General features: G+C 55.3%; 23 protein-coding genes and 1 pseudogene. 11 read left to right on the top strand and 13 right to left on the bottom strand.

The genetic code is table 11. The annotated features are described in order from the left end of the window. The first annotated feature begins 5 nt into the window (after positions 1-5). Positions 6-860: a carboxylating nicotinate-nucleotide diphosphorylase gene (gene nadC / locus IE105_RS00190; protein WP_189494155.1), complete on the top strand. Its 855-nt coding sequence runs from the start codon at positions 6-8 to the stop codon at positions 858-860. Positions 861-896: 36 nt separating this feature from the next. On the opposite strand, the gene IE105_RS00185 is transcribed toward nadC, so the two are convergent. Then, the gene (locus tag IE105_RS00185) at positions 897-1,730 is read right to left on the bottom strand and encodes a hypothetical protein (RefSeq protein WP_189494153.1); all 834 of its coding nucleotides are present in this window, start codon (positions 1,728-1,730) and stop codon (positions 897-899) included. 134 nt (positions 1,731-1,864) lie between these two features. After that, positions 1,865-3,265 carry a sodium/proline symporter gene (locus tag IE105_RS00180; RefSeq protein WP_189494151.1) on the bottom strand — a complete coding sequence of 467 codons (1,401 nt, stop codon included), beginning with the start codon at positions 3,263-3,265 and terminating at the stop codon, positions 1,865-1,867. Positions 3,266-3,685: 420 nt separating this feature from the next. Here IE105_RS00180 and IE105_RS15305 point away from each other — a divergent pair. Further along, a pseudogene (locus IE105_RS15305) lies at positions 3,686-4,558 on the top strand (enoyl-CoA hydratase/isomerase family protein). Between the two features lie 7 nt (positions 4,559-4,565). Here IE105_RS15305 and IE105_RS00165 read toward each other — a convergent pair. Then, positions 4,566-5,477, bottom strand: a complete 912-nt coding sequence (locus tag IE105_RS00165) for a LysR family transcriptional regulator (protein ID WP_189494144.1) — start codon at positions 5,475-5,477, stop codon at positions 4,566-4,568. A 96-nt stretch (positions 5,478-5,573) separates the two neighbouring features. On the opposite strand from IE105_RS00165, the gene IE105_RS00160 reads away from it, so the two are divergent. Beyond that, the gene (locus IE105_RS00160; protein WP_189494142.1) at positions 5,574-6,170 is read left to right on the top strand and encodes an FMN-dependent NADH-azoreductase; all 597 of its coding nucleotides are present in this window, start codon (positions 5,574-5,576) and stop codon (positions 6,168-6,170) included. Between the two features lie 16 nt (positions 6,171-6,186). After that, a complete protein-coding gene (locus IE105_RS00155; protein ID WP_233353901.1) occupies positions 6,187-6,933 on the top strand; it encodes a pirin family protein in 747 nt (248 codons plus the stop codon). Here IE105_RS00155 and IE105_RS00150 read toward each other — a convergent pair. Next, positions 6,930-7,793 (bottom strand): DMT family transporter, encoded by an 864-nt coding sequence (locus tag IE105_RS00150; protein WP_189494140.1) that lies wholly within the window; start codon positions 7,791-7,793, stop codon positions 6,930-6,932. The two genes, IE105_RS00155 and IE105_RS00150, sit on opposite strands and share 4 nt — an antisense overlap. A 26-nt stretch (positions 7,794-7,819) precedes the next feature. Here IE105_RS00150 and IE105_RS00145 point away from each other — a divergent pair, with 26 nt between their 5' ends. Beyond that, on the top strand, positions 7,820-8,536 hold the full coding sequence (locus IE105_RS00145; RefSeq protein ID WP_233353900.1) for a glutathione S-transferase N-terminal domain-containing protein: 717 nt from the start codon (positions 7,820-7,822) through the stop codon (positions 8,534-8,536). A gap of 102 nt (positions 8,537-8,638) precedes the next feature. Then, on the top strand, positions 8,639-9,160 hold the full coding sequence (locus IE105_RS00140; protein WP_189494138.1) for a CC0125/CC1285 family lipoprotein: 522 nt from the start codon (positions 8,639-8,641) through the stop codon (positions 9,158-9,160). Positions 9,161-9,273: 113 nt separating this feature from the next. On the opposite strand, the gene IE105_RS00135 is transcribed toward IE105_RS00140, so the two are convergent. After that, the gene (locus tag IE105_RS00135) at positions 9,274-10,245 is read right to left on the bottom strand and encodes an NAD(P)H-quinone oxidoreductase (protein WP_233353899.1); all 972 of its coding nucleotides are present in this window, start codon (positions 10,243-10,245) and stop codon (positions 9,274-9,276) included. A gap of 182 nt (positions 10,246-10,427) precedes the next feature. Here IE105_RS00135 and IE105_RS00130 point away from each other — a divergent pair, with 182 nt between their 5' ends. Next, entirely contained in the window at positions 10,428-11,723 is a 1,296-nt protein-coding gene (locus IE105_RS00130; protein WP_189494136.1) for an amidohydrolase family protein, read from the top strand. Positions 11,724-11,741: 18 nt separating this feature from the next. Here IE105_RS00130 and IE105_RS00125 read toward each other — a convergent pair whose 3' ends face one another. Next, positions 11,742-12,125, bottom strand: a complete 384-nt coding sequence (locus IE105_RS00125; RefSeq protein ID WP_308429042.1) for a winged helix-turn-helix transcriptional regulator — start codon at positions 12,123-12,125, stop codon at positions 11,742-11,744. A gap of 126 nt (positions 12,126-12,251) precedes the next feature. Here IE105_RS00125 and nfsB point away from each other — a divergent pair, with 126 nt between their 5' ends. Beyond that, positions 12,252-12,944 (top strand): oxygen-insensitive NAD(P)H nitroreductase, encoded by a 693-nt coding sequence (gene nfsB / locus IE105_RS00120; protein WP_189494135.1) that lies wholly within the window; start codon positions 12,252-12,254, stop codon positions 12,942-12,944. An 84-nt stretch (positions 12,945-13,028) separates the two neighbouring features. Here nfsB and IE105_RS00115 read toward each other — a convergent pair whose 3' ends face one another. The 4 genes from IE105_RS00115 to IE105_RS00100 form a co-directional block, all read right to left on the bottom strand. Continuing rightward, positions 13,029-14,453, bottom strand: a complete 1,425-nt coding sequence (locus IE105_RS00115) for an NAD(P)(+) transhydrogenase (Re/Si-specific) subunit beta (RefSeq protein ID WP_189494134.1) — start codon at positions 14,451-14,453, stop codon at positions 13,029-13,031. A 1-nt stretch (position 14,454) separates the two neighbouring features. Further along, on the bottom strand, positions 14,455-14,784 hold the full coding sequence (locus IE105_RS00110; RefSeq protein ID WP_189494133.1) for a proton-translocating transhydrogenase family protein: 330 nt from the start codon (positions 14,782-14,784) through the stop codon (positions 14,455-14,457). A gap of 5 nt (positions 14,785-14,789) precedes the next feature. Further along, positions 14,790-15,920 (bottom strand): Re/Si-specific NAD(P)(+) transhydrogenase subunit alpha, encoded by a 1,131-nt coding sequence (locus IE105_RS00105; RefSeq protein WP_189494131.1) that lies wholly within the window; start codon positions 15,918-15,920, stop codon positions 14,790-14,792. A 170-nt stretch (positions 15,921-16,090) separates the two neighbouring features. After that, positions 16,091-16,384: an aa3-type cytochrome c oxidase subunit IV gene (locus IE105_RS00100; protein ID WP_189494129.1), complete on the bottom strand. Its 294-nt coding sequence runs from the start codon at positions 16,382-16,384 to the stop codon at positions 16,091-16,093. Positions 16,385-16,619: 235 nt separating this feature from the next. Here IE105_RS00100 and IE105_RS00095 point away from each other — a divergent pair, with 235 nt between their 5' ends. The 3 genes from IE105_RS00095 (at position 16,620) to xth (ending at position 20,777) form a co-directional block, all read left to right on the top strand. Then, positions 16,620-18,080 (top strand): sigma-54-dependent transcriptional regulator, encoded by a 1,461-nt coding sequence (locus IE105_RS00095; RefSeq protein WP_189494128.1) that lies wholly within the window; start codon positions 16,620-16,622, stop codon positions 18,078-18,080. 33 nt (positions 18,081-18,113) lie between these two features. Then, positions 18,114-19,823, top strand: coding sequence for a hypothetical protein (locus IE105_RS00090; RefSeq protein WP_189495004.1), 1,710 nt, complete (start codon positions 18,114-18,116; stop codon positions 19,821-19,823). Positions 19,824-19,982: 159 nt separating this feature from the next. Then, positions 19,983-20,777: an exodeoxyribonuclease III gene (xth, locus tag IE105_RS00085; RefSeq protein WP_189494126.1), complete on the top strand. Its 795-nt coding sequence runs from the start codon at positions 19,983-19,985 to the stop codon at positions 20,775-20,777. Here the strand turns inward: xth and IE105_RS00080 are convergent. From IE105_RS00080 to dnaG, 3 genes are all read right to left on the bottom strand, one after another. Then, on the bottom strand, positions 20,774-21,580 hold the full coding sequence (locus IE105_RS00080; RefSeq protein WP_189494124.1) for an NAD(P)H-hydrate dehydratase: 807 nt from the start codon (positions 21,578-21,580) through the stop codon (positions 20,774-20,776). The genes xth and IE105_RS00080 overlap by 4 nt on opposite strands. Positions 21,581-22,121: 541 nt before the next feature. Beyond that, entirely contained in the window at positions 22,122-24,125 is a 2,004-nt protein-coding gene (rpoD, locus tag IE105_RS00075; protein ID WP_189494122.1) for an RNA polymerase sigma factor RpoD, read from the bottom strand. 101 nt (positions 24,126-24,226) lie between these two features. Continuing rightward, the gene (dnaG, locus tag IE105_RS00070) at positions 24,227-26,038 is read right to left on the bottom strand and encodes a DNA primase (protein ID WP_189494121.1); all 1,812 of its coding nucleotides are present in this window, start codon (positions 26,036-26,038) and stop codon (positions 24,227-24,229) included. Positions 26,039-26,060 lie beyond the last annotated feature (22 nt).

Here is a 26,060-nt window from a genome sequence, read left to right as displayed (position 1 = left end):
CACCCATGTCAACACTCCCGCCTCTCCCCCGCATTATTATTGAACCCGTTGTTCGGCGTGCTCTCGAAGAAGATTTCGGCGTGTCCGGCGATCTCTCGGCGAACCTGCTCGTGCCGGAAGCCGCGACGGGTTCGCTCGTCATGCGGGCCCGCGAAGTTGGCGTGATTGCTGGAATGCAAGCGGCAGAGCTGACTTATGCGCTCGTCGATCCGTCCGTGAAGTTTGTCATTGAAGTCGGTGACGGCGGGGCTGTCAAAGCCGGCACCATCATTGCGCGAGTCAACGGCAACACCCGTTCGCTTCTATCTGCGGAACGCGTCGCGCTCAACTTCCTTGGCCGGATGAGTGGTGTCGCAACGCTCACCGCGCTCTATGTTAAAGCTGTCGAGGGCACAGGCGCGCGGATTGCCGCAACGCGCAAGACAACACCGGGGCTCCGGGCGCTGGAAAAGCGCGCTGTGCTGGCTGGCGGTGGATTTGCGCACCGTGAAAGCCTTGCGGCGGCCATCATGATCAAGGATAATCATATCGCGCTGGCGGGCGGCATTTACAAAGCCCTGACCACCGTGATGGAACATCGCGATCATATGACGATGGTCAGCGTCGAAGTGGACACTCTGGAGCAACTAAAGCTAGTTCTGCCCTATCACCCCAATGTCGTCCTGCTCGATAATATGGACCCCGAAAAATTGCGTGAGGCCAAGCGCATCATAGGCGACGCGCGTGTCATAGTCGAAGCCTCAGGCGGCGTTAATTTGCACACTGTTCGCGGAATCGCCGAAACAGGCGTGGATGTGATTAGCGTCGGCGCACTGACCCATTCCGCGCCAAACTTTGATATCGGCATGGACGCGCAATAAGCTTTTCGTCACGCCGCCTTGTGAACGCCTGAGGGGCTAGTCGGAACGACCCGGCGTAAGGTTGAGAGTGGGCGTAATAAGCGAGTTACCCTGTGTGCAAGACGCTTGGATCCATCTGGTATTGATGGCGAGGCGCTCTGATTTCGGGTCTCCCCAAGCATAGCCCGGTGAATAGACTTCATCTTGACCTTGATAAGTATAGAGCGCCATCGAGTCACGGTTCACACCCGTCGGCCAAGTCACATTGCGGAGCTTCAACCCGACACGGGGATGATCCGCTGTCGCATCAATCCAGACCCGTCCGCCCTGATCATGGAGGACGAGGTTATTGTAAAAGGCGTAACTTCCGTCAGTTTTGCGAGGGCTGACCCAACATGTAAACGGACGGGATCGCAGTAAAATATAGGTCTTATCACCACTCGTGAGGCTAATTCCCTTCGGTGACAGGATAAATGGTCCGTCACATCCGACAGCTGTGAAAGTTTCGAACGTCCGGGTAACAGTGCGCGCGCATTCCATACGTCCATTGCGGATCGCATTGGCCTGTATTTTACCATTCACAATACTATGTTCATGCCGGGCCTCGAGCGTCCGTCCGTCGGCCCATGTAATCACGCTCGTAAAGCTCTCACCTGTTCGTGTAACGACCACGTCCATGCGCATCACCTGGTCTTCTTTAGCGACGCCCAAGCTCTCTTGAAAATTTACCTGCTCTTCATTCGTGTAGATACCCGGCATCAAGCGCCGGAATTCACGCATGTCGCGCTTGGAAATGTCTGAGTACGCGGTGTCGGTCTGAGCCATGACGGGCGAAGCCACGAGCAAAACAGTCGCTGCGAGCAGGCAATGTCGTATAATTTTCAGGGTCATGCTTTCGGCTTTCTAAACGTTAGCCCTATCCCCCATAATGGCGAAATCTCTGCAAGACCTTTACGCCAACGTTCAAACTGCAGTAAATCCAACCTGCGTCAGACAGAAAAGCTGTTCCGGGGCCCAGCAAAGCGTCAGGTCTTTTGCCGCCCGAGGGCAAGAATGATAAAACCGACGGCCCAACTGCCCCATTTTTCCATGATTTCAGCGCCGGGACCGGGAATATTATAGGCCGTGACGGCAATCCCGAAGCCTGCGATCACGGCCATGAGGACCGCCCCGCCTTTCACCCGCCACCCGAGGCACCGAGTAAGGATCGCAGGGCCAAACGCGGCCCCAAGCGCGACCCAACTGAACAACACGCGCGTGAAAATGTCTGTGGGTGCGAAAAGCGTGATCACGACCGCAATCACGGCCACGCCAACCATCGCCAAACGCCCCATCAGGAGCGCCTGTTTAGGATCGCGCCAAGTTAACCCGCTATCGTGGCTGACAGCTGAGGCCGCCGCGAGAAGAAGACTATCGACTGTACTCATCACGGCAGACAAAACGGCGGCAATGACAATCCCCGCGAGCGCTGCAGGCAAGTAAGCACTCGCCGCCGCGAAAAACAGGCTCTCGCCGCCGGTATCCAACGCCATTGCGCGACCTGACAGCGCCAAAACGACGAGTCCGCTGTAAATCAGCACGCCCCAGCCGACGGTTATCGCCGCCCCGCGGCGACGTTCGGCCTGACTTCGAACCGCCATGATCCGGTTGAGCAGTTGTGGTTGCCCTAAAGCGCCCAGCCCCGTTCCCAGCAATCCCATTGCCGCGCCAATTCCGGCCATGCCCGCCGCTTGCCCGGTAAAACTGAGATAGGACGGTGGCACAGTCGTGTGCAGCGCGTCGATTACATTGCCGATGCCACCTGCTGCATTCAAAGCTGCAATCGGTACAATGATACAAGCGAGGACCATAACGCCCGCTTGCAGCGCGTCCGTAATTGACGCCGCCAGAAAACCGCCCATGAGGCAGTAAACCAAAATCACAGTGGCCCCGAGCAAGATCGCTTCCGTTGCGCTCATCCCGAAGACTTCGGTCAGCGCATTCCCCGCGGCTTGGAATTGCGCCGCGATGTAAAAGACGAAACAAAAAAGGATCAGCGCCGCAGCAACCACGCCGATGATCCGCGCCCATTTCCCGGCATCCGCAACAAGGAAGTCGACCACAGTGATATGCCCGCGTTCGCGCGTCTCCGCGTTCAGGCGTGGCCCCATAACCAGCCATGTCATCAGGTAACCCCCGAAGATCCCCGGCACGAGCCAAAGCGCAACCAAGCCTTGGGTGAACACCATGCCGGTAAAGCCGAGCAACACCCATGCGCTTGAGGTAGACGCGGCATAAGATAACCCCGCCGTCCAAGGCCCCAAGCTTTGTCCTGCAAGGAAAAAATCGCCTTCGCTATCGACACGCCGACTGGCCCAAAATCCGATGCCTAACAGCACGATTTTATAGGCAACCAACGTCGCGATAATAATGGAATTGTCCGCCATGCGCTCATCCTCCCCAGATTACGCTCATCCCGACGTCACATGTGTTCTGCGACTTCAGAGTAGAGCGCATGGCTAGCGCGTCGGCCACCCAAAGTCAGTCGGAAATCGTCCCAAGGATGTGTGCGATCAAAAGAAAATTAGTGGGCGATTTTTGTCGTCGTTACCCCCGGTTTGACGGCGCGTCCACGCGTCTACGCCCCGTATCATCGCCGGTGAGCCCGTGATGAAGGCGAGGTGCCAGAAAACATTAGACACAAAACGCTGTGAAATTATTACATGAACTTAGCGACACAATAGGTTGATAAATATAGAGTTATAAGTTTCTTATAATGCGTTATAAGTTTAAGTGATATTCTAATAAGCCCTTATAGAAGAGATATGTGACCCTAGCCCGCGCCCGAAAGACGAGCGCACAACGCCATGAACGGTTTTCATCGCTTCTTTCGGGAAGACCCTTTATGCGGAGGACAAGCCCGTGTTCACTCATCCTCACCTCCACTCGGAAGCCAGACACACAGAATGACAGACCATATCAAAACAGACATTTCAGACGATGGCATCGCGCGTTTGACCCTTTCCCAACCGGCGCGGCGCAACGCGCTGAACGCTGAAATGTGGGCCGCACTTCCCGTCGTTCTCAGCGCGTTGGAAGCAGAGAATCCGACCGCGTTAATCGTGCAAGGAGACGGCGATCACTTTGCCGCCGGGGCCGATATTTCCGAATTCGAAACGCTCTACTCGACGCCCGAATCCGCGGCTCAAATCAGCGCCGATATCCAGACGGCTTTTGATGCGCTTGCCGCATTTCCAATGCCAACGATTGCGGCCATCCGAGGGGCCTGTGTCGGCGGCGGCTGTGGCCTCGCCCTGTGCTGCGACATACGCTTAGCCGACGCGACTGCGCGCTTCGCGATCACGCCCGCGTAATTAGGATTGGTCTATCCGTTCTCAGATATTGCCCGCTTGATTGACGCCGTCGGCGTCGCCAATGCCAAAGACATTTTGTTCTCCGCGCGGATCATCAAAGCCAAGCCCGCGAAAAAAATGGGGCTAGTCCATCGCACTTTTGGCGTCGACGCGCTGGACGACGCAGTGAAGGACTACGCGGAAGGCCTCACCCGTCTGTCGCCTGAATCCCTTCGCGTGACCAAATCCATGATCACCGCCTATCAAAATGGTCAGCGCAACGAGACAGACGAAACACGCGCGCAATTTTTAGCGGGCTTCAGCAGTCGCGACTTCGGCGAGGGTTTTCGCGCCTTTCTAAACAAGCGGAGCCCGGACTTTAGCTGAACGGGCTTTACGCCCCCTCTAATGACCATGGGGCGACACCGCCAAAGCGGGTGCGCAAGGCCTCGACTAAGGTTCTAACCCGTCGCGGCATATGACGGGTTGGTGGCCAAACCGCATAAACGCTCGGCGCATCAAACACATACTCCGGCAAGATCGCTACGAGCCGCCCGGCCCGAACCGCATCGCACAGGATAAAGTCCGGTTCGATCACAACACCCAAGCCCGCGATTGCCGCATCGCGCAGAAAATCGCCATTACTCGCGCGCATGAGGGGTTCAAGCTGCACCGTTCCCCGTTTGCCGGACCGCTCACGATAGGCCCAGCCTTTGCCCAATTTTAGGCCGTAGCGAAGCTCCGGCGCGTCACGTAAGTCGTGAATTGTCTCGATCGGTCCATGTTCAGCGAGCCATTGTGGAGACACAGCACACACCATCCGCACATCGCCCAATTTGCGCGCAATCATCGCGCTATCGTCCAGCCGCCCAATCCGTACGGCCATATCAAACCCATCAGCGATCAAATCGATCTTGCGGTCGGAAAAATCAACGTCGAGCCGGATATCTGAATGATCCTTCTGAAAGTCGATCAGAGCTGGGCCAAGTTGTGACAAGCCGAACGATAACGGCGCGGCGATACGGATCGGCCCTGCCAGCGCGCATTCCGCCCCGCTCGCCTCATCCTCCATATCGCGCCACGCCCGCAGCAGCCCCTGTGCGCGCTGGTAATAACTACGCCCCGCATCGGTCAGTGACAAAGTCCGGGTCGAGCGGTTGAGCAAGGTTGCGCCTAGGCGTTGCTCCAACGCCTTAATCCGCCGCGATACGACAGATTTGTTTAAAGACAGCGCTTTGGCTGCCCCTGTGATGGTTCCGGCCTCAACTGTGTGAACAAAGATTTCAGCTTCGGCAAAACGATCCATTCGTTGCGATTATCGCAACAGTGACTTGCAATCAAGCCAGCTTACCAATGATCATGACAACACATAGATGAGGATCAACAGAAATAGGAGCCTCTCATGCCAAACCCGCTAAACATTCTACGGATCGATTCCTCCGCTCGTCGCGACGGATCGGTTAGCCGCAGTCTCGCCGATCTCTATATTGACAGCGTCGCCGAAACTCGCCCTGTTCGGGTGCAAACCCGCGACGTTAGTCACGCGCTTCCCGTGATACAACAGGATTGGATCGGCGCGACGTTTACGCCAGAACCGAACCGCACAGCGGATCACCGCGCTGCGCTGGCGAGGTCTGACCAACTCGTTGAAGAGTTGGAGGGGAGTGAGTTGATTGTGATCAGCACCCCGATCTATAATTTCGGTATTCCGGCGTCGCTAAAGCTCTGGGTCGATCAAGTTGCGCGCGCGGGACGCACATTCCACTATACGGAAAATGGCCCTGAAGGCTTGTTGAGCGGTAAACGCGCCGTCATCTTAGTGGCCTCTGGTGGCACTCAGGTCGGCAGTGACATCGATTTTGCGACACCCTATCTGCGCCATTTTCTCGGCTTTCTCGGTATCACAGATGTCCAAATCATTGCTGCGGATCAATTGATGGCCAATGGTCCGGACAAGGTCGAACAGACGAAGCAACAGATCCGCACACTCGCGGCTTAAATTCTCAAGAAAGGATATGACGATGACTTTAGACACGAAAACAAAATCAAAAAACCTCGCTTCAGGCCTCGTTCTCCGGCCAGAGGAAGCGCGCGGCAAAGCCGATCATGGTTGGCTGCGCGCGGCGCATAGCTTCTCATTTGGCAGCTATTACGATCCCGATCATATGGCGTTTGAAAGTCTGCGCGTGATCAATGATGACTGGATTGACGGTGGCGGCGCTTTCCCGACACATCCGCATAAGGACGCAGAGATTTTCTCCTACATCCTCAAAGGCGGGCTGCAGCACCGCGATAGTATGGGCAATGGCTCAACCGTTATGGCGGGCGGCGTTCAATATATGAGCGCCGGGTCCGGCGTACGGCATAGTGAGTCCAACCCGTCACAAACGGAGCCGATGCAACTATTGCAAGTCTGGCTCCTCCCGAATGTGGAAGGCGCAGAGCCGCGCTACGACACGCTCGACATTAGCCCTGAAGCCAAAGACGGCAAGCTGGCCTTGTTTCTATCGCCCACAGGGCGGGACGGGTCCATGTCGATCCGCGCCGATGCGGATATTTATGCGGCCACCCTTAACGGGGATCAGCGCATCGATCACGAGATGGGGGACGGCACACGCGGCTGGATCCAAGTCGCGCGCGGGTCTGTCACCGTGAATGGCGAAGCGTTGCGGCGCGGCGATGGTTTGGCCATTCGCGAGAGCGGACGGCTCGAATTGCGGAACGGCGATGATGCTGAATTCCTCTATTTCGAGTTTAGCTAATCCGACGTCACACGCTTAAAAATAGCGAGCGCGATCCCTATCAGGATGATCGCGCTCGCCCCTAAAAAACGAACTGTGAGCGGTTCGCTGAGCAAGATGATCCCGCCCAGCGCGGCGAGCGGCGGAACGAGGAGTTGGACTACGCCTGCGCGCGTTGCGGACAGGTGTTTTAACGCGCGATACCAAATGGCGTAGCCTAGACCGGATGTGATCGCGCCTGAGGTCACAGCCAATCCGACGCCTTGCACAGAGACCGCTTCTGAGGGCGCTATCACCCTCCATAGAATAACAATCGGTACGATCAGAGCTGCTGCACGCAGAAAGTTCCCCGCCGTGACATGGGTTGCGTTGCCTGCGCCGCGACCCAAGAGAGAGTAAATACCCCAACAGACCCCTGAACCTATCATGATGGCGGCGGCCACAGGATGGGGGCGTTCCAAACCGGGCAGCAACAACCAGACCAATCCCCCCGCCGCCAGCAAAACCCCGAAAATTTGGACACTCCCTAACCGTTCACCGCGCAGAAGACCCCAGCCAATCATGGTGATTTGCACACTGGCGAACAGGATCAATGCCCCCATCCCGGTTGAAAGATTGAGATAGGCGACAGAAAATAGGCCCGCATATCCCAGTAAAGACAGCGCGCCAGACCAGCTCCCGGCCCGTATGGCTGTCCGGGCACCCACTAAGACCAGCAACACGGCAGCGCCCGCGAAAATCCGCAGCGTCGTAAACAGACCGACTCCAATCGCACCGTCAACAAGAGCCAATCGGGTCAATACCGAGTTCCCGGCAAACGCCAGCAACGCTAAGCCTGTCAGAAAAACAGTGTTCCGCCAGTTTGATTGGGAGTAAATCATGCTCGCCCCTAACGTAAAAACAAGTCATGTCAGTTCAGCTATACGTGATCGGACCGACATCACCGCCTTCACGTCCCAATACCGCTCTTCCGGAGACCCAAGCGATGAAACTCTACACAATGTCCGGCACTTGCGCGCTGGCCCCCAATATCGCCATTGCCTGGGCCGATGCGCTCATCGAAATCGTCAACCTTGAACGCGGTGCGCATAAAGGGGAAGATTATCTCGCGATTAATCCGCGCGGCCAAGTTCCAGCCTTGGTGTTTGATGATGGCGATGTGCTGACCGAAGCGACCGCGATCCTCGGCTATATTCGCGCGACCCATGTTGGCGACGCCGCCTATGCGCGTGATAAACCCGCTGGCCGTAAAGAGGCCGAAGCGCTCAGCTTTCTGTCATCCGAAGTCCACGCGGCCTTCAAGGGTCATTTCAGACCCAGTTTGTTTGCTGATACACCCCAGACAGAGAAAACCGTTCGGCACATGACCTATGATCGGCTCAATGAATATTTCCTTCGGCTGAACGATTGGATCGCGGAAAGCGACGGCCCGTGGTTGCTCGGGGCGCGCTCTCACGCTGATGCCTATCTCTATATTATTATGCGTTGGATTGAGCGGACGCCGTTGCAGCTGGAAAACTATCCAAACCTAGAGGCCCATCAACACAAGATGGAACAAGACGCGGGCGTATTATTGGCGCTTGCGCGGCAAGGCATGGCCCCGGCGCAACAACCCGCAGTTTAAACCTGCCCTAAATCTGCCCTAAAATGGCCTTGAAATGGCCTTGGTACAAAATGAACCTTTCTCCGGCTGACCCGTTTATTGGACAGCATAGGAGGAAATATCATGCGTACGACACTTTTAACGATGGCTATTCTAGCTGCCGGCACATCCATTCCAGCGTTGTCTATGGCGACAGACGTGACCGTAAAAGCGGGCGCGTCCATTGAAGCCCCGATTACACGCCGAACCGCGGACCGAACATTCGACGTGAAAGTCCGAGGCAAACGTGACGAATCTCGTAGCGAAGTCTATGACGAGGCGCTTTACGAAGCGGCCCGTAAGACTCGGAAAAAGGATTATGACTGGTTTCGTATTGTCGAAAGTGAAATCGACAGTGACACGCGCCGAACTGATAATGAAAGCGGGTTCGAGGCCGGCTATGAGCGGGTACCCTATAAGTCCTGCGGCTTGTTAACGTGCCGCACTGAATATCGCACAGAGCGCAGGACGAGCGTCTCGATTGATTTCGATGATCGAGAGGAAACGCGCTATACGGTAAAGTTGGAATTCGAAGCGGGTTGGGGGTCAATGCCGATTGATGGCGAGACCTATGACGCCCGCCGGGTTGAACGGGATTACCGATAATCCGACACCGCGTACAAAAATATGACCCCTCACTTCGGTGAGGGGTTTTTTTGTTTAGGGCCATCCGACTGCAATCAAACGACCGGCAATGATTATAACAATTGAAGCCCTATCTAACCCTCGCCCATCAACAAGACGATCTTACCGGAGTGCTGACCTGATTGCATGCGGGCATGGGCAGCTTCGACATTGGACAGCGCAAAGCTGCTGTCGAGCACAGGGCGGAGTGTCCCGTCCATAATAAATGGCCAGACTTTGGCTTCGAGCGCATCCCGCAGTCGGCGTTTCTCGGCGATGGGTCGCGCACGTAACGTTGTCGCCATCAAAGACAAGCGTTTGATCAGGACAGGCCGGAAATCGACCTCGGTCTTAAACCCATTCATATAGGCAATGTTGATGATGCGTCCATCGGGGCGGCAGGCTTGGATATTGCGGGCCACGTAATCGCCGCCAACCATATCCAGAATGACGTCGGCGCCGCCCGCCTCGCCCATCACAGTGACGAAATCCTCTGACTTGTAATTTATCGCCCGGTCCACGCCGAGCGTTACGGCAAGAGCGCATTTCTCGTCCGTTCCTGCCGTCGCAAAAACGCTCTCAGCGCCCAGTAAGCGCGCCATTTGCACCGCGATCACGCCAATGCCGCTGGTCCCACCGTGGCAGAGAAACACTTCGCCCGGATGCAATCGCGCCCGATCAAACACATTGGCCCAAACCGTAAATACGGCTTCAGGAAAACAGCACGCCTCCGCAGCGGACAGGGAATCGGGCACAGGCAGAACCGACCCTTCATCAGCGACAGCGAAGTCTGCGTAACCCCCGCCGGGCAGCAGGGCACAAACGCGGTCACCGATTTTAAAACGTGTTGTTCCCGGCCCGACGGCCTCAACATGACCGACGACCTCGAGACCCAAAATCTCGGAAGCGCCCGGCGGGGCCGGATAAAACCCAGCCCGTTGCAGCAGATCCGCGCGGTTGACCCCGGCCGCCTCAACCCGAATGAGAATCTCGCCATCCCCAGCATCGGGTCTTGCCCTGTCTTGGATCAGCAACGATTTGTCAGCTTGGATGGTTACGGCGCGCATAGATGTCATAGACAAGGGTCATCGGGTAACAGGGGAAAGTCAAGACCAACGGCACGCGACACGCGGTTAGAGAGTTGGGCGTGTGGAATGAGGGCATCGACGGTAGAGGCCTATTTCAAAGATCATATTGTTAGCGTCGCCAAAGCTGTTAGATTCATTAATAGATCATCAGGACCATATTTATGCGACTTCGTTCTTATCTGTTTTCGGCTCTGTCCATCGGACTTGTCGGCTGCGCGACTAGCCCCGACACGACCCTTATAGACCCCAATTTAATAGCGTTCACCGGGGCCACGCTTGTCTCGCTTGATAAGACACACAGTGACCGACAAGACATAACCATTCTCGTCCAAGACGGTGTCATTCTCTCACTGATTGATACGCCCTCCGTTCCAGAGAACGCGGCCCGCGTTGACGTAACGGGACTGTATGCCCTGCCCGGGATCATCGACACCCACATCCATGTCGCAACACCGCCCGACACAGCGCTCGCCGAGAAACGTCTTCGCGACATGCTCAGAAGTGGCGTGACCACGGGGCGATCCATGGCGGATGACCTCCGGGCCGCGGCTGAACTATCGCGGCGGGCCTATCAGAATGAAATAGAATCTCCGGATATTGTCTATTCAGCCGTCTTCGCCGGACCGACTTTCATGGCAGACCCGCGTGTGCAGTCCGTCACGGCGGGTTTGACACCCGGTGACGTCCCGTGGATGCGCCGTATCGATGCCCAATCCGATATCAAAGAGAGTGTCACACTCGCCCGTGGTAGCGGCGCGATGGGCATCAAAATTTATGCTGATTTAACGACCGAGCAGGTCGAATCCATTGCGGCAGAAGCCAAACGACAAGACATACCGACATGGGCGCACACGGCTGTCTATCCCGCCGGCCCTGAACAAGTTGCGGGCGCCGGGGTCACGACTATGTCTCATGCCTGCAGTCTCGCCCACGTCTTTCAACCCACAATGCCAGTCACTTATGGCTCCCGCGACCCTATGCCTGATCGTGACGAGACACAGCCTCTTCCGGAGGCCTTGATTGATACGTTTGCGGCGATGAAACAGCACGGCACCATTCTTGATGCGACGTCAATGATTTACGATTGGCTGGAGGATCAATCCCCTAAGCCGTCGCTTTGCAGCGGCGCCTTGAGTGCTGATATGACCCGGCTCGCGGTTGAACATGGCGTCCGCATCTCGACAGGAACGGACTTCGTGACAGACGCTGGACCCAGCGCAATCCATCTGGAGATGCGGTATTTACACGAAACTGTCGGTCTTGATTTAGACGACGTCTGGACATCTGCCACTGAAACGGGCGCTGAGGTTGTGAACGCGAAGGGCCGCGTGGGACATGTCGCGCCGGGCTATTTTGCCAACATCCTGTTCTACACAGACGACCCGACGGAAGACCTCAAAGCGCTCGATACGCTCCAGATGGTCGTCAAACGCGGGCACATGACGTCGCTTCGGTAAATATGCTGGAGGGAGGCTTTATGATTGTTGGTCGGTCTGTGAACCCAGATGACCCTCACCCCACGTTTTCAAAGCCATAATGATGGGCCGGATCGTTTCTCCATATTCCGTCAGGCTATACTCGACTTTAGGCGGGACTACGGGAAAGACTTTGCGTGAAACAATCCCGTCCGCCTCTAATTCTCGCAGCTGCTTCGTCAGCGTTCGTTGCGTAATTCCGCCAACGGCACGGCTTAACGCTGAAAATCTGTGTGGGCTTTCCAAGAGATGAAACAAAATCATCCCTTTCCACTTTCCCCCGATCACCTCCAAAGTCGCTTCGACCGGGCAGCCGCCTGAACAATCGTAGGCCGTATGACGTCGGGATCGTGCTGACGAGTTCGATGAGACCATGTCGGACATAGTGGTATCCAATGCGTATGTATAAGCACAATAAGTGCGTACTAGATAATAATTAGGTAGAGCATATATGAGCTGTGTAAATTCGGATTCACAGTTTCAACCAAGACGCAGAAAGCCTGTCACATAATGTCCCAAAAACGTACGCAGCCTGATCCCGCAAACCCGGCAGAGGTCGCTCAGTGGCGCCACACGACGAAAGCTTATGATCCCAGCCGAAAGATTTCAGCTGAGCATATTGAGAGCCTCAAATCCCTTTTGCGCTTCAGTCCCTCAAGCACGAATGCCCAACCGTGGCACTTTATTCTGGCCTCGTCCGAAGAGGGTAAAAACCGGATCGCCAAAGCCACCGACGAAAAATATCCGTTCAACAGCAAATCCATTCGCGATGCGTCACATGTCGTTGTATTTGCAAGCCGGCTTTCAATCGACGAGGACTACCTCCTTCATGTTCTTGAACAGGAAGACAAGGATGGTCGATTTGATGCCGATAAGGACACTTTCAAACCGCAAATGCACGGCGGTCGGACGATGTTCGTCAACCTGCACAAACAAGATTACAAAGACGTCCAGCATTGGATGGACAAGCAAGTTTACTTAAACGGTGGCCAATTCATGCTCGGTGCAGCGGCGCTCGGTATCGACAGCACCCCGATGGAGGGCATCGACATTCCGACGCTCGACAAAGAATTCGGCCTGCGTGACAAAGGGTTCAGCAGCCTTTTCATCGTTTGTTTGGGTTACCACTCTGAGGCAAACGACTATAATGCTGCAGCGCCAAAATCACGCCTGCCTTTAAATGAAATCCTGACGGAAGTTTAAACCGTCTAGAGCCGCAAACCTGCGGGCAACAAAAAAGGCCTCTCATTTCGATGAGAGGCCTTCTTAATTTCTATGTCTGATCCCTTACAGTGCCTTGATGATCTCCTCGACCATTTTCTTGGCATCGGACAGCAACATCATCGTGTTGTCACGGTAGAACAAGTCATTGTCGATCCCGGCGTAGCCCGGCGATAGTGACCGTTTCACGAACAGCACGGTGGCCGCTTTATCGACGTCCAAGATCGGCATGCCCGCGATGGGTGATGTTGGATCGGTTTTGGCGGCGGGGTTAGTGACATCGTTGGCGCCGATAACGAAGGCAACGTCGGTGTTGGAAAACTCGGAGTTGATGTCCTCCAATTCGAACACTTCGTCATAGGGCACATTGGCTTCGGCCAGCAGCACGTTCATGTGCCCCGGCATCCGGCCCGCTACGGGGTGAATGGCGTAGGACACGTCAACGCCTTCTTCTTTCAACTTATCGACCATTTCGCGAATGGCGTGTTGCGCTTGCGCGACGGCGAGGCCGTAGCCCGGCACAATGATAACCTTAGACGCGTTCTTCATGATGAAAGCCGCGTCTTCGGCAGAGCCGCGCTTGACCGGACGTTGTTCTTTGTCGCCGTCTGCCGCGCTGGCCGCATCGCCGCCAAACCCGCCAAGAATGACCGAGATGAAGCTCCGGTTCATGGCTTTGCACATGATGTAGGACAGGATCGCGCCCGATGAGCCAACCAGCGCCCCCGTGATGATGAGCGCAAGATTACCGAGCGTGAAGCCCAGCGCGGCAGCCGCCCAACCGGAATAGCTATTCAGCATCGACACAACGACAGGCATATCCGCGCCGCCGATGGGGATAATCAGGGTAAAGCCAAGGACCAGCGTCACGGCGATCACCGCCCACATCATCCACGGCTCGGTCCCGCCCGTGCTCATCATCAACCCGACGAGGAAGAAAAAGGCCACGCCCAACAAGATGTTGATGACGTGACGTGCGGGCAAGAGGATCGGGGAGCCCGACATATTGCCGTTGAGTTTGGCAAAAGCGATCAGCGAGCCGGAGAAGGTAATCGCACCGATGCCGGCGCCGAGGGACAGTTCGAGCAGCGAGCCGCCCTTCATCAAGCCGTCCGCATTCAAGATGCCAAAGCTGTCCGGACTAAAGAAAGCCGCCAGCGCCACCAGCACGGCAGCCAGACCGACGAGCGAGTGAAAGGCCGCGATCAGTTGCGGCATGTCCGTCATCGGGATTTTCTTGGCGATAATCGCGCCAACAATGCCGCCGAGGGCCATTCCCCCGCCGATCAGAAGAAGGCCCGTGCCGCCAAAACCGGCGACCAAGATGGTCGTGAAAATCGCAATCGCGATCCCGATCATGCCATATGTATTGCCGCGCCGGGATGTTTCGGGTGAGCTGAGTCCGCGCAATGCGAGAATGAAGAGAACCGCCGAGACCGTATAGAGGACAGCGGCGAGATTTGCGGAAAGCGCAAAAGAAGACAAAGACATTCTAACGCTCCCGCTTTTTATACATCGCCAGCATGCGCTGGGTGACGAGGAAGCCGCCAAAGATGTTCACGGCACAAAGAGACACAGCGGCAAAGCCCGCCCAGGTCGAGATCGATGAGCCGCCTTGCGTGCCAGCGGCCACAGCCACCAGCGCGCCGACGATGATGACGGATGAAATCGCGTTGGTCACGGCCATCAATGGCGTGTGCAACGCCGGTGTCACGGACCAGACGACGTAATAGCCAACGAATATCGCCAACACGAAAATTGCGAGTTGGAAGACAAGTGGGCTAACGGCGACACCGCCTGCCATTATGATCATAGCTGACATAGTCCCTACCCTTTCAAACGCGAATTGACGATTTCGCCGTCGCGCGTGAGTGCCGCGCCTTGAATAACTTCATCGTCCCAATTCGGCGCGAAACTGCCGTCTTCGGCTGTGACCAGTGGAAGGAAGGCTTTGATATTGCGCGCGAACATGTTCGACGCGTCCGATGCCATCCGCGACGGCCAGTTAAGATAGCCGACGATGTGAACGCCATTCTTAGTGGTCACAATCTCACCGGGTTTTGCGCCTTCGACATTGCCGCCGCGTTCCACGGCCAGATCCACGAGGACGGAGCCGGGGCGCATGGTGTCGAGCATCGCTTTGGTCACGAGGATCGGCGCGTCCCGTCCGGGAATGAGCGCCGTCGTGATGACGATGTCTTGCTTGGCAATATGAGTGGCGGTCAATTCAGCTTGCAGCGCTTGATACTCTGCGCTCATTTGTTTGGCGTAGCCGCCTGCGGTTTCCGCCGCTTTGAATTCTTCGTTTTCGACCGCGATGAATTTAGCCCCGAGCGAGGCGACTTGTTCCTTAGTCGCCGGACGCACATCTGTCGCTGTCGTCACAGCGCCAAGGCGACGCGCCGTGGCGATCGCTTGAAGGCCCGCAACACCGACACCCATGATAAAAATCTTCGCCGGAGCAATTGTGCCCGCCGCTGTCATCATCATCGGCAGCGCGCGTCCATAAATTCCTGCGCCTTCCACAACAGAGCGGTAGCCGGACAGGTTGGATTGGCTCGACAGCACGTCCATGCTCTGCGCGCGACTGATACGCGGGATCCATTCCAGTGCGAACGCCGTCACGCCAGCGCTGGCGGCCGCGTCAATATATTTGGGATTGTCAGTGGGCGACAGCAGGCCCGTGATCGCTGCACCGCTTTTCATGCTCGCGAGCAATTTCGCGGTACCGCCCGTGACGGACAAAACGATATCAGCGGTTTTGACGGCGGCTGTGTTTGACGCAGCCAGTTTGGCCCCCACATCCGTGTAAAGCGCATCGGCGAACATGGCTGCCTGCCCCGCCCCTTTGACGACCGTGACCGTATGGCCCGCATCAACATAGGTTTTGACCGTATCCGGCGTGGCCGCAACGCGGGCATCCGAATCGGACGTATCTTTTAAGACCGCAATTTGCACACAGATCCCCTTTGCGACGTCATGTGACGACTCATTTGCAGCCTAAAGCAAATCTTTGCGCTCACCGCAATTGAAAGCGACCGAAAAGAAAAATAATTTCGTGCTGTCGATTATGCGAGGAAACCTATTGCACAAATGGGCGCATGACCCGTTCAGCCGGCAATATTCCCTTAGAACAACAGCAGCAGAAGACCGATCACGACGCCCAAGAAAACGGAAAACCCGATCAAACCTGCAAACCATTGTGCTTTAAATTTCAGAGCCACGCCAAGAATCACACCCAAAATGATGCTGATCAAGAGGGATGTTGGCCAAGCTACATTGGCGGCAAACGTCAGAATTGGGAACATAAGCAAAACAATAATCGTGACCGCCCCATACTTAGAGACACCCATAAATCCTGAAAATGTGCCCTCGTGGTCGGTGATTTCCATCTCGCCACGCGTATAATTTGTATCGGCCATGTCGGCTATGTCCTCTGATCATGGGGCCGCCTGTCAACAGGCAACCGAAGCGTTTCTTTATATCCAACTACCAAAGCTGTTGCGCGTGTTCAATCGTAGAAACGCGGCCTATTTTTCTCTTCACCAAACCTTTACCCTGTTTACTGACCTCACCTTCATCCCTTTTTGGCACACATGTCGAAATGCGAAAGCGCCCGATTAGAGAGCGCTAGCCAAGTGAAGAAGTGGGAGTTCCATGTCCAAGACCGTCCTTATCGTCGACGATGACCCAACACAGCGCCGCCTATTACAGGCCGTTGTGGAGAAGAGCGGTTTTTCCGTTTTGCAGGCCGGTAACGGCGATACGGCCATTGAAATGGTCCTTGGCAGCGATAGCGCGAATGTGGACGTCGTCTTGCTTGATCTCATCATGCCGGGCACGGATGGGATGGAAGTCCTGACGGCTTTTGCCAAAAAACGCCCGGAAATGCCCGTCATTGTGTTGACGGCCAAAGGGTCAATCGAAGCGGTTGTGACCGCTATGAAAACTGGCGCACGGGACTTTGTTGTCAAACCTGCCGCCCCTGAACGCATTGTCGTTTCTATCCGCAATGCGCTGGAAATGAAAACACTGTCGCGCGAAGTCACGCGCCTCAAGAAGCAATCGACAGGGGGGCTGACCTTTGATGACCTGATCGGCAGTAGTGCCGTGATGCGTCCCGTTGTGGCGATGGGGGAACGCGGCGCGAAAGCGACCATCCCGATCTTAATAACGGGCGAGTCCGGTGTTGGTAAAGAAGTGATTGCCCGCGCCATTCAAGGCGCGAGTGACCGCGCCGACAAACCGTTTATCTCCGTCAATTGCGGCGCGATCCCGGAAACATTGGTCGAAAGCATCCTTTTCGGTCACGAAAAGGGTAGTTTTACCGGCGCGAATGCTAAGCATTTGGGTAAATTCCAAGAAGCCCACACGGGCACATTATTCCTCGACGAAATCGGTGAATTGCCGCTCGACATGCAAGTTAAATTGCTCCGCGTTCTGCAAGAAGGCGAAGTTGATCCGATTGGTTCCAAACGCCCTGTCTCTGTCGACGTGCGTATTGTCAGCGCGACCAATCTCGACTTGGCGGAATGCGTCGCCAATGGAAGCTTCCGCGAAGACCTTTATTACCGCCTGAATGTCTTCCCTATCGCGGTTCCGCCTTTGCGCGAGCGCTCTGAAGACATTCCGGCCCTGACAGAACATTTTATTGCGCGCTTTAATGCACAAGAAAAAATGAATGTGTCCGGTGCGACGTCTGAAACCCTGAAAATGCTCGCGACACATGAGTGGAAGGGCAATGTCCGACAGCTGGAAAATATGATTTTCCGAGCCATGATCTTATCGGACGGAAACCACCTCCGCCCCAGTGATTTCCCGCAAATATCAGGCTTAATGCCGTTAATGTCGCAAATCGTCGAGGACGGCGACCGCGATGCGCTCGAAAGCCTCGTCCCGGCCAATGAAAGTGAAGATACAGGCGCAGTCTCGGTCTTGGACCGTGAAGGCCATCTCAGAACTTTAGAAGATATTGAACGCGATCTTATCGCTTTCGCAATAGAAACCTATCATGGACACATGTCGGAGGTTGCCCGCCGTCTCGGAATTGGGCGCTCCACACTCTACCGGAAGGTCCGCGAGCATGCGCTCGATGTCGACCACGTCCGGTCGGCCTAGGATTGGCCACCATCTAAATTCATTGGTGAGGACATGATGACCAAACTTAAAATCAGCCTGCTCGCATGTGCAGCAATCGGCGCCGTGAGCCTTCCGGTTCTGGCCAATCATGGCGCGAGCAACGGGCTGCGCGGCATGTTCCAGTCGTCAGGCCATAGTCATGGCCAATATCTGCCTCCGCAAAGTTGGCAGCATGAACGTCTCATCAGTCAATATCAGCTCGTTGATTCCGGCCAGTATGTCACGTCCAATGTCCAATATGCCCAACCCGCTTATGGTCAGCCATCCTATCCCCAACCCGGTTATGGCCAACCCACTTATAGCCAGCCGTCTTACCCTCAAGCCCGCCCGGTTAACTTCGGCCTGCGCGGTTACAGTAATCCAAACGCTGTCTCTTATTCACCAGCCGCATCGCAAGCCTTCATGCGCGACCGCAATACGAGCATCGGCGGCGTTAATGTCCGTACCTCAGTTCAAAACACCCGCGATATGCTCGACTTCCAAGAAAACACGACCGGTAAGACCCTGACGCTCCTATCAAATCGGGCGTCTGGTGTTCTGCAGCCTAATTCGCTCTATCTCGGCGGCCACCTGCAAGGGTCTTTCATGTATCAGAAGACCGACGCGCCAGGTCAGTTCCCGATCCTATCACGCTTCCCATTCTTTTCTAATGGCACCGATCAAGAAGCCGGTGTCTTTGCGATCAATAATGCCGCGTTGACCTTTACCAGCACCTTTGGCGATTGGACGACGCTCCATTTGCAACCTGAATATTCTGAAACTGAATACCCGGGCGAACAAGACGAGTTCCAGTTGCGCAAGGCCTTTGTCGTTTTCGGTAATCTACAGCGCTCGCCTTTCTACGCCGCCTTTGGTCGCAAGACGATCGATTTCGGGAATTTCGATAGCTATAATGCCTTCACGCAAAATGAAGGTCATCACTACTTCTGGGCTGTCTCCGACCAACCCGTCGCCGAGCTAGGTTTCTATAATAATGGCTTCAAATTGAGTGCATCAGCGTTTTCTGGAGGCCGTCAACTTCGCGTCGCCTTTGCCGATGAAAATAATAATATCGCAAACTACGCGGCCTCAGCCGAGAAGGAATTCCTGCTCGGTAATTCTAGCGCATTTACGGTGGGCGGCGGTTACCTTCACGATACAATTTATCGCGATAATTTTACGGCGCATACATTCCAAGGTCGCGCCACAGGCACACCGCCGGCGAACTTTATCAGCTATCGCAACAGCCTCGTGAACGGCTTTGCCGAGTATAACAGCCCGTTCCTTGACGCGATGGTTGAATATACGACCACCCTCGAACCGTGGGCCGCAGCCATTCCACAAGCGGTTGATGGCACGCCTCTGCCGCAATATCTGATCGACCCCGCCGGTTCGACGACCGATATCAACAATATCAACTTTGATGAAAACCTCTCGACCCTCGTCGCACAGGTTCGCGTCAAACCTTACGTTAATGGCCGTCAAATGGCGATCGCCGCGTCCGGGTCTTGGGGTAATATCAGTGATGACACAGGCAATGTCGGCATGTTTGGACAACCGACCAGCTTTGAGAAGAACCAACAACATGCTGTCAGCGTCGAGTATCCGATTAGCGACTTCCTCGATGTCGGTGTTGAGTATGTCTATAACAAAGGTTTTATCCCCTTCGTCGCGCCGCAACAGATCTCAAACGATCAAACTCAAGCGCACGCCCTCAATGCAGGCTTTAAGGTCCGGTTCTAAATCCACCAAAGAATCGGGTCCTAAAGAACCGCCGTCGCCTTCGGGCTGCGGCGGTTTTTGCGTTTTAGGGGGATAAGCCCATAAGGTCCGCACTGCCCGAGGACTCTCAACGCGCCACAGAGCTTGACAGAGACCCCCAAAGTCACGACTCGCAGACCCATGAAAATAGCCTCTTGGAATATCAATTCAGTCAAAGCCCGTATGCCAAACCTCACGGAATGGCTCAAGCGCGCGCAGCCGGATGTATTGTGCTTGCAAGAGATCAAGACCGTCGATGACGGTTTTCCGCGCATGGAAATCGAGGCGCTCGGCTATCATTGCAGCGTCCATGGCCAGAAGAGCTATAATGGCGTCGCGATCCTGAGCCGCGTGACACCGGACGAGGTCCGCATCGGACTGCCCGGCGACGAGAACGATGAACAAGCGCGGTATATTGAGGTTGTCCTGCCGGCCAAAGGCGGCGTCGTGCGGGTCGGATGTATCTACCTCCCCAACGGCAACCCGGTTGGCGAGGACGCCGATAGCGAAAAATATCGCTATAAACTCGATTGGATGGCGCGCCTCAAAGACCATGCCAAAACGCTGTTGAAATTCGAAGAACCGCTCATCTTAGCGGGCGATTATAATGTCATCCCGCGTGCGGGCGATTGCCACGACCCGGAAGGCTGGTGGGGCGACGCGCTTTATCGCCCTGAAACGCTGGCCGCCTTTCACGCCATCAAAAACCTCGGCTTTTATGACGCGTTTGAGACCCTCGACGGGCGCGACGGGCAATATTCATTCTGGGATTACCAAGGCGGCGCGTGGCAAAACAACCTCGGCATCCGCATCGACCATCTGCTCTGCAGCGGCCAAGCCATGGACCGACTGGTGGACGTCACAATTGATAAGTTTGTCCGCGAAGGGGAGCGGCCAAGCGACCATGTGCCGATTATTGGGCGGTTTGAACTTTAGCTGTCAGGATCGGCGGCGGTTTTTAGCACATTGGGAAGCGCCTTGATAATATCAGAGGCTATAAGACCATGTCCGATCCGGCGAGCCGCTTCGGAATGCATCCAAACAGCCGCGGCAGCCGCGTAAAACACATCCATGCCTTGGGCGATCAACCCCGCGATCATACCCGCGAGGACATCGCCTGTACCAGCCGTGGCGAGATTGGCGTCTGGACGGTCATTGACGATCAGCCGTCCATCGGGATGGGCGATTAATGTCACCGGACCTTTCAACACGACAATGGATTGCGCGCGCTGGGCCGTCTGAAGCGCGGCCTGCCTCCGGTCATCGCCAATTGGCCCAAAGAGGGTTTCGAATTCACCCTCATGTGGCGTCAGCACCGTTTTCACCGTGCCATTCAAAAGCGCAGGCCTGTCCGGCAAGGCGCCGCTATCAATGACCCGTGGCAAGTCCGAACGTCGCAGCAGGTCACGCTTGTGATGAGGCGATATTCCGCCCGGCCCGCCAAGCAAAACCGTCGCTTTATCAGGCACAGGTTCGCCGTCATCCTGCACCATGATTTCAGGTGGCAAAGTCATGCGGTAGATATCGCCGCGCTGCGCGGCCTGAACGGTCACGAGCCCGGCCCCAATACGCAGCGCCGCCGTCGCCGCCATCCGCGTTGCCCCTGTCAGCGCTGGGGCTGCGAAAACGACACAATATCCGCGTTGATATTTGTGGGAAGATGAGTCGGGGTTTGGAAGCGATGTACGCCACAGATTGGGCAAGTTTTGAAATGTACTACAGTCGTCTGAAACACCCATTGGACGATCCTTAAAGAATTAGTCCAGAAGACACTCAATACCCCAACAGGGGCGTGTGTTGTGGACTCGTATAACGAACTTCAGAGGCAAAGGTTGGACACCCGCATATGTGTCCAGTTTCACGTATATACATACAGGTTTGCGACGTTGCCAAAGAGACGGTCTGATAAGTTTACGGCTTGCGCGAGGGTCATCTAAGAAAACTATATTTTCTTGGGACCTCATATAGCTTGGCTTATTGATCGTCCTCTCCTGCCCGCACAGGCTTTCGCGCGAGACGAGTACATAAGCAAAATTTGGTCGATTTTTGTCACCCTCGTCCTCCCGACGGATTGAATAACGCGTGATCCCTCGCCGTGAAGGAGCGACCTGAATTATAGCTTCATCACCAAGCTTCATAAATCCGATAGTTTTCTGCGTATTCAAACCATCACCAAACTGCCGCCCAATAAACCCCCATTGTTTCAAGCCAAAGTAAACAACATCAAGCACCGCAAAGAAAAGGGCCGCCAAAGCGACCCTTTTGATTATTGTCAGCGACTTACTGATCCAAGAAACTCCGCAATTTGCGGCTCCGGCTTGGATGCTTGAGCTTCCGTAGCGCTTTCGCTTCAATCTGGCGGATCCGTTCGCGCGTCACGCTGAACTGCTGACCGACTTCTTCGAGTGTGTGGTCGGTGTTCATGCCAATCCCGAACCGCATCCGTAGGACACGTTCTTCACGCGGGGTGAGTGAGGCGAGCACGCGGGTCGTGGTTTCGCGCAGGTTCGATTGGATTGCGCTGTCGATTGGCAGGATCGCATTGCTATCCTCGATAAAGTCACCAAGCTGGCTGTCTTCTTCGTCACCGATAGGCGTCTCCAAAGAGATCGGCTCTTTCGCGATCTTCATTACCTTACGGACTTTGTCCAAAGGCATGGAGAGCTTCGCCGCCAATTCTTCGGGCGTCGGTTCGCGACCGATTTCGTGCAAAATTTGACGGCTGGTGCGGACGATTTTGTTGATCGTCTCGATCATATGGACCGGAATTCGGATCGTTCGGGCCTGATCCGCGATTGAGCGCGTAATCGCCTGCCGGATCCACCAAGTCGCATAGGTCGAGAATTTATAACCGCGACGATATTCAAACTTATCGACTGCTTTCATCAGGCCGATATTGCCCTCTTGAATAAGGTCGAGGAATTGCAAGCCGCGATTGGTGTATTTCTTGGCAATTGAAATCACGAGACGCAAGTTGGCTTCGACCATTTCCTTCTTGGCTTGACGCGCTTCGCGTTGGCCTTTCTGGACGGTCTGCACAATACGGCGGAATTCATCGACCGGAACCCCGGTTTCTTTCGCCATTTCAGCGATTTCAGTGCGGATTTTCTCAATCGTAATCGCTTCGCGATCAATGAAGCGGTCCCAGGCTGTTGACTGGCCGCGCATGTCATTGAGCCAATTCGGGTTCAATTCTGAACCCAGATAAGCCGCGAGGAACTCTTGGCGGGGGACGCCATTGCCGTCGGCCAAGCGCATCAATTTGCCTTCAAGGCTGATGAACCGCTTATTGATGTGGAAGAGCTGTTCGACCAACGCTTCGATCCGAGCATTATTGAGTTGCAGACCTTTGATCTCTTCAACGATCCGGTCTGAAATTTCTTCATACTCATCGCGCTGCGGCGTCCGGAGCTTTTTACCTTTGAGGCGCGCCGCAATAATCATCTGCTGCAGCTTTTGGAATCGGGCAAAGTCTTCCGAAATACGGTCCAACTTCTCCATGATCTGCTCACGCAGAGCGGCTTCCATCATGGCCATGGAGAGGTTGGTCTTATCCTCTTCATCGTCTGTATCGTCTTCAATTGGCTTTTCGCCCGGGGCGTAATTGCGCTCTGGCAGCTTGAGCTTGCGCTCTTCGGCCAAGCTCGGCAGATCGCCTTCTTCTTTTTCCAGCTCGCCTTTTTCAATCTTCTCACGGCGCACGGCCAAGTGAGACCGGTCTTCCTGCACATTACCGATAGAGCGGTTATAGGTGCCATCCAGATCGATGATGTCGCGCAGTAAAATCGCGCCTTCGGCCAATTCTTCGCGCCAGATCATCATCGCTTCAAAGGTCAGCGCGCTTTCGCACAGACCTTTGATCATCGTGTTGCGGCCGGCTTCGATCCGCTTAGCGATGGCGATTTCGCCTTCGCGTGATAGCAATTCAACCACGCCCATTTCGCGCAAATACATGCGCACAGGGTCATCAGTGCGGTCGAGTTCTTCCTTAGAATTCCCGCCCTTAACGGCCGTCGTTTGATTACGCGCGAGGGTCTTGGGACCGAGGGTTTCCTCGTCCTTTTCCTCATGGACAGAAATGCCCATTTCAGAAAGAGTCGCGAGGACAACTTCGATTTCTTCCGCAGAAATACCATTGATATCGAGGTGCGAATTCAGCTCCTCGGTTGTCAGAAGACCCGATTTCTTGGCCTTGGTAATCATCCGTTTGACGTCAATATTATTGAAATCAAGACGGCTTTTCGTCTGCACACTCAACTCTGTTTTGGAATCGGCCTCAGCCATTGGTGTCCGTCTCCTTTGGGTACCCGACGTGTGACTGTCAGGTCCGCACAAACTGAAAGAGCCCTCATATCCGAACGACGGACATCAGGGCCTTATACTGGTTACTCGCGGGCACGACTCTGTGCCCGCATAAGGCGATGCATCGCCTCAGCATTGTCCTTGCGGATTGTCTCGGCCATTCGTGACCGAGCTTCGGGGGAGCCTGCGTCTGTTCGGGCGTGTTCCATAAAGGTGCCGGCTTCTTCTATCCAGATAGCCGCGCGATCGCCGTTTTCCGCATCTGCACCACCCAGAGCTGCCGTGATTAGCGACCGCCGAGACAGAATGGTGCGTAACTCCTCCTCTAATCCATCTACCGACATATGGGCATGCAACCCCGCGATATCAACAGCTTTCGTCTGCCTCCAGTAGCGCAGAATCGATCTTTGTGCTGCGACATGCGCCGGATCGGTGAAATCAAGGCCGAACAGCGTCTCATCGACGTCTTCGAGCAGATTTGGAAACAAAATTATGCCGCCAATCAACGTCTGTGCTTGCCGCATATTACTCGCCAATTTAGCCGCCCCGGCCGCAACGACCTTTTTATCCGCCTTTTTCTCACGCGACTTTGACCGATTCGGTGTCCAGACTCGGCCAAATTGCTTATCGAACCGCCCCAGTAGGCTGGCTTCATAGAGTTCACGCACGGTCGGATCTTTGATCTCTCGGAGCGCATCATAAAGGCGGGATTTCAATCCGGCTTTCGCTTCCGGCGTATTGAGCACCTCTTTCTCGATTTCGCGCCGCCACAACATATCCACCAAGGGTACACTGCGTTCCAGCAGCGCAGAAAAGGCGGGCGCACCTTTGGCTTGGATGAGATCGTCCGGATCTTGCCCGTCAGGCATGATCACAAACCGTAAGCTCTGGCCCGGTTTTAGCAGCGGCAACGCCCGTTCAATCGAGCGATAAGCCGCACGAAGACCCGCTTTATCACCGTCAAAACAGAGGAACCCATCCGGCCCGGCCCGCCAAATCAGCGCCAATTGTTCTTCTGTCAGCGCGGTGCCCAAGGGGGCCACGGCATGGCGGAACCCTGCGCGCGATAAGGCGATAACGTCCATATAACCTTCGACCACGATAAGGCCCCTCGCCCCATTTTTTGGATCGGCGAGCGCGGCTCGCGCGCGGTGATAGTTGTATAAGAGCTGCCCTTTGGAAAAGAGCCGCGTTTCCGGTGAGTTTAAATATTTCGCTTTGGCGTCTTTTTCCATCGCCCGGCCGCCAAACGCGACGAGCCGTCCACGATTATCGTGGATCGGGAACATGATGCGATTGCGAAACCGATCCCAACTGCCCCGGCTCTTATCATCCGGATCGACCAACAATCCCGCGTCAATGAGCTGTCGTTCATCCGCCCCTTCTCGGATCAGATTATCTTTCAGGGATGAAAAACTGTCTTCGGCAAACCCCATCCCGAAATATTGCGCGGCTGTTTTGCTGAGCCCGCGCGCTTTCAAATAGTTGCGAGCCGCCTCACCCGGAGCACGGTAGAGTGTCTTCTCAAAATGATCTTGTGCGCGCTCCATCCAACTGATCGCGGCTTTTCGTTCCTTGGCGCGTTCTTCGGCGCGTGGGTCTTGTCGCGGCAGTTCCATCCCCGCCATCTGCGCCAGCTGCTCGACCGCTTCGGGAAAGCTAAGGCCGGTGACTTCCATCAGAAAGCTAATCGAGTCGCCGTGTTTGCCGGACGAGAAACAATGGTAGAAGCCCTTCTCATCATTAACGAAAAAAGACGGCGTTTTTTCATTGGTGAAGGGCGACAGGCCTGCGAACTCTCGCCCCTGACGACGCAATTTCACATGTTTACCCACCACGTCCGAAGGCCGGACACGGGATTTTAGTTCTTCGAGGAAAGCTTCACCGAACCGCACAAATTAAACCTAGAACGAAATT

The organism is Algimonas arctica (genome assembly GCF_014652695.1).
Taxonomy (GTDB): Bacteria; Pseudomonadota; Alphaproteobacteria; order Caulobacterales; family Maricaulaceae; genus Litorimonas; species Litorimonas arctica.
The sequence above is the reverse complement of the archived record's forward strand: the minus strand, read 5'-3'. Positions and strand labels throughout refer to the sequence as shown.

Excerpts from the sequence above, each read along its gene's own strand:
- nadC (WP_189494155.1), top strand. The coding sequence starts at position 6 with ATGTCAACACTCCCGCCTCTCCCCCGCATTATTATTGAACCCGTTGTT.
- IE105_RS00185 (WP_189494153.1), bottom strand. The coding sequence starts at position 1,730 with ATGACCCTGAAAATTATACGACATTGCCTGCTCGCAGCGACTGTTTTG.
- IE105_RS00180 (WP_189494151.1), bottom strand. The coding sequence starts at position 3,265 with ATGGCGGACAATTCCATTATTATCGCGACGTTGGTTGCCTATAAAATC.
- IE105_RS00165 (WP_189494144.1), bottom strand. The coding sequence starts at position 5,477 with ATGGATCGTTTTGCCGAAGCTGAAATCTTTGTTCACACAGTTGAGGCC.
- IE105_RS00160 (WP_189494142.1), top strand. The coding sequence starts at position 5,574 with ATGCCAAACCCGCTAAACATTCTACGGATCGATTCCTCCGCTCGTCGC.
- IE105_RS00155 (WP_233353901.1), top strand. The coding sequence starts at position 6,187 with ATGACGATGACTTTAGACACGAAAACAAAATCAAAAAACCTCGCTTCA.
- IE105_RS00150 (WP_189494140.1), bottom strand. The coding sequence starts at position 7,793 with ATGATTTACTCCCAATCAAACTGGCGGAACACTGTTTTTCTGACAGGC.
- IE105_RS00145 (WP_233353900.1), top strand. The coding sequence starts at position 7,820 with ATGTCAGTTCAGCTATACGTGATCGGACCGACATCACCGCCTTCACGT.
- IE105_RS00140 (WP_189494138.1), top strand. The coding sequence starts at position 8,639 with ATGCGTACGACACTTTTAACGATGGCTATTCTAGCTGCCGGCACATCC.
- IE105_RS00135 (WP_233353899.1), bottom strand. The coding sequence starts at position 10,245 with ATGCGCGCCGTAACCATCCAAGCTGACAAATCGTTGCTGATCCAAGAC.
- IE105_RS00130 (WP_189494136.1), top strand. The coding sequence starts at position 10,428 with ATGCGACTTCGTTCTTATCTGTTTTCGGCTCTGTCCATCGGACTTGTC.
- IE105_RS00125 (WP_308429042.1), bottom strand. The coding sequence starts at position 12,125 with ATGTCCGACATGGTCTCATCGAACTCGTCAGCACGATCCCGACGTCAT.
- nfsB (WP_189494135.1), top strand. The coding sequence starts at position 12,252 with ATGTCCCAAAAACGTACGCAGCCTGATCCCGCAAACCCGGCAGAGGTC.
- IE105_RS00115 (WP_189494134.1), bottom strand. The coding sequence starts at position 14,453 with ATGTCTTTGTCTTCTTTTGCGCTTTCCGCAAATCTCGCCGCTGTCCTC.
- IE105_RS00110 (WP_189494133.1), bottom strand. The coding sequence starts at position 14,784 with ATGTCAGCTATGATCATAATGGCAGGCGGTGTCGCCGTTAGCCCACTT.
- IE105_RS00100 (WP_189494129.1), bottom strand. The coding sequence starts at position 16,384 with ATGGCCGATACAAATTATACGCGTGGCGAGATGGAAATCACCGACCAC.
- IE105_RS00095 (WP_189494128.1), top strand. The coding sequence starts at position 16,620 with ATGTCCAAGACCGTCCTTATCGTCGACGATGACCCAACACAGCGCCGC.
- IE105_RS00090 (WP_189495004.1), top strand. The coding sequence starts at position 18,114 with ATGATGACCAAACTTAAAATCAGCCTGCTCGCATGTGCAGCAATCGGC.
- xth (WP_189494126.1), top strand. The coding sequence starts at position 19,983 with ATGAAAATAGCCTCTTGGAATATCAATTCAGTCAAAGCCCGTATGCCA.
- IE105_RS00080 (WP_189494124.1), bottom strand. The coding sequence starts at position 21,580 with ATGGGTGTTTCAGACGACTGTAGTACATTTCAAAACTTGCCCAATCTG.
- rpoD (WP_189494122.1), bottom strand. The coding sequence starts at position 24,125 with ATGGCTGAGGCCGATTCCAAAACAGAGTTGAGTGTGCAGACGAAAAGC.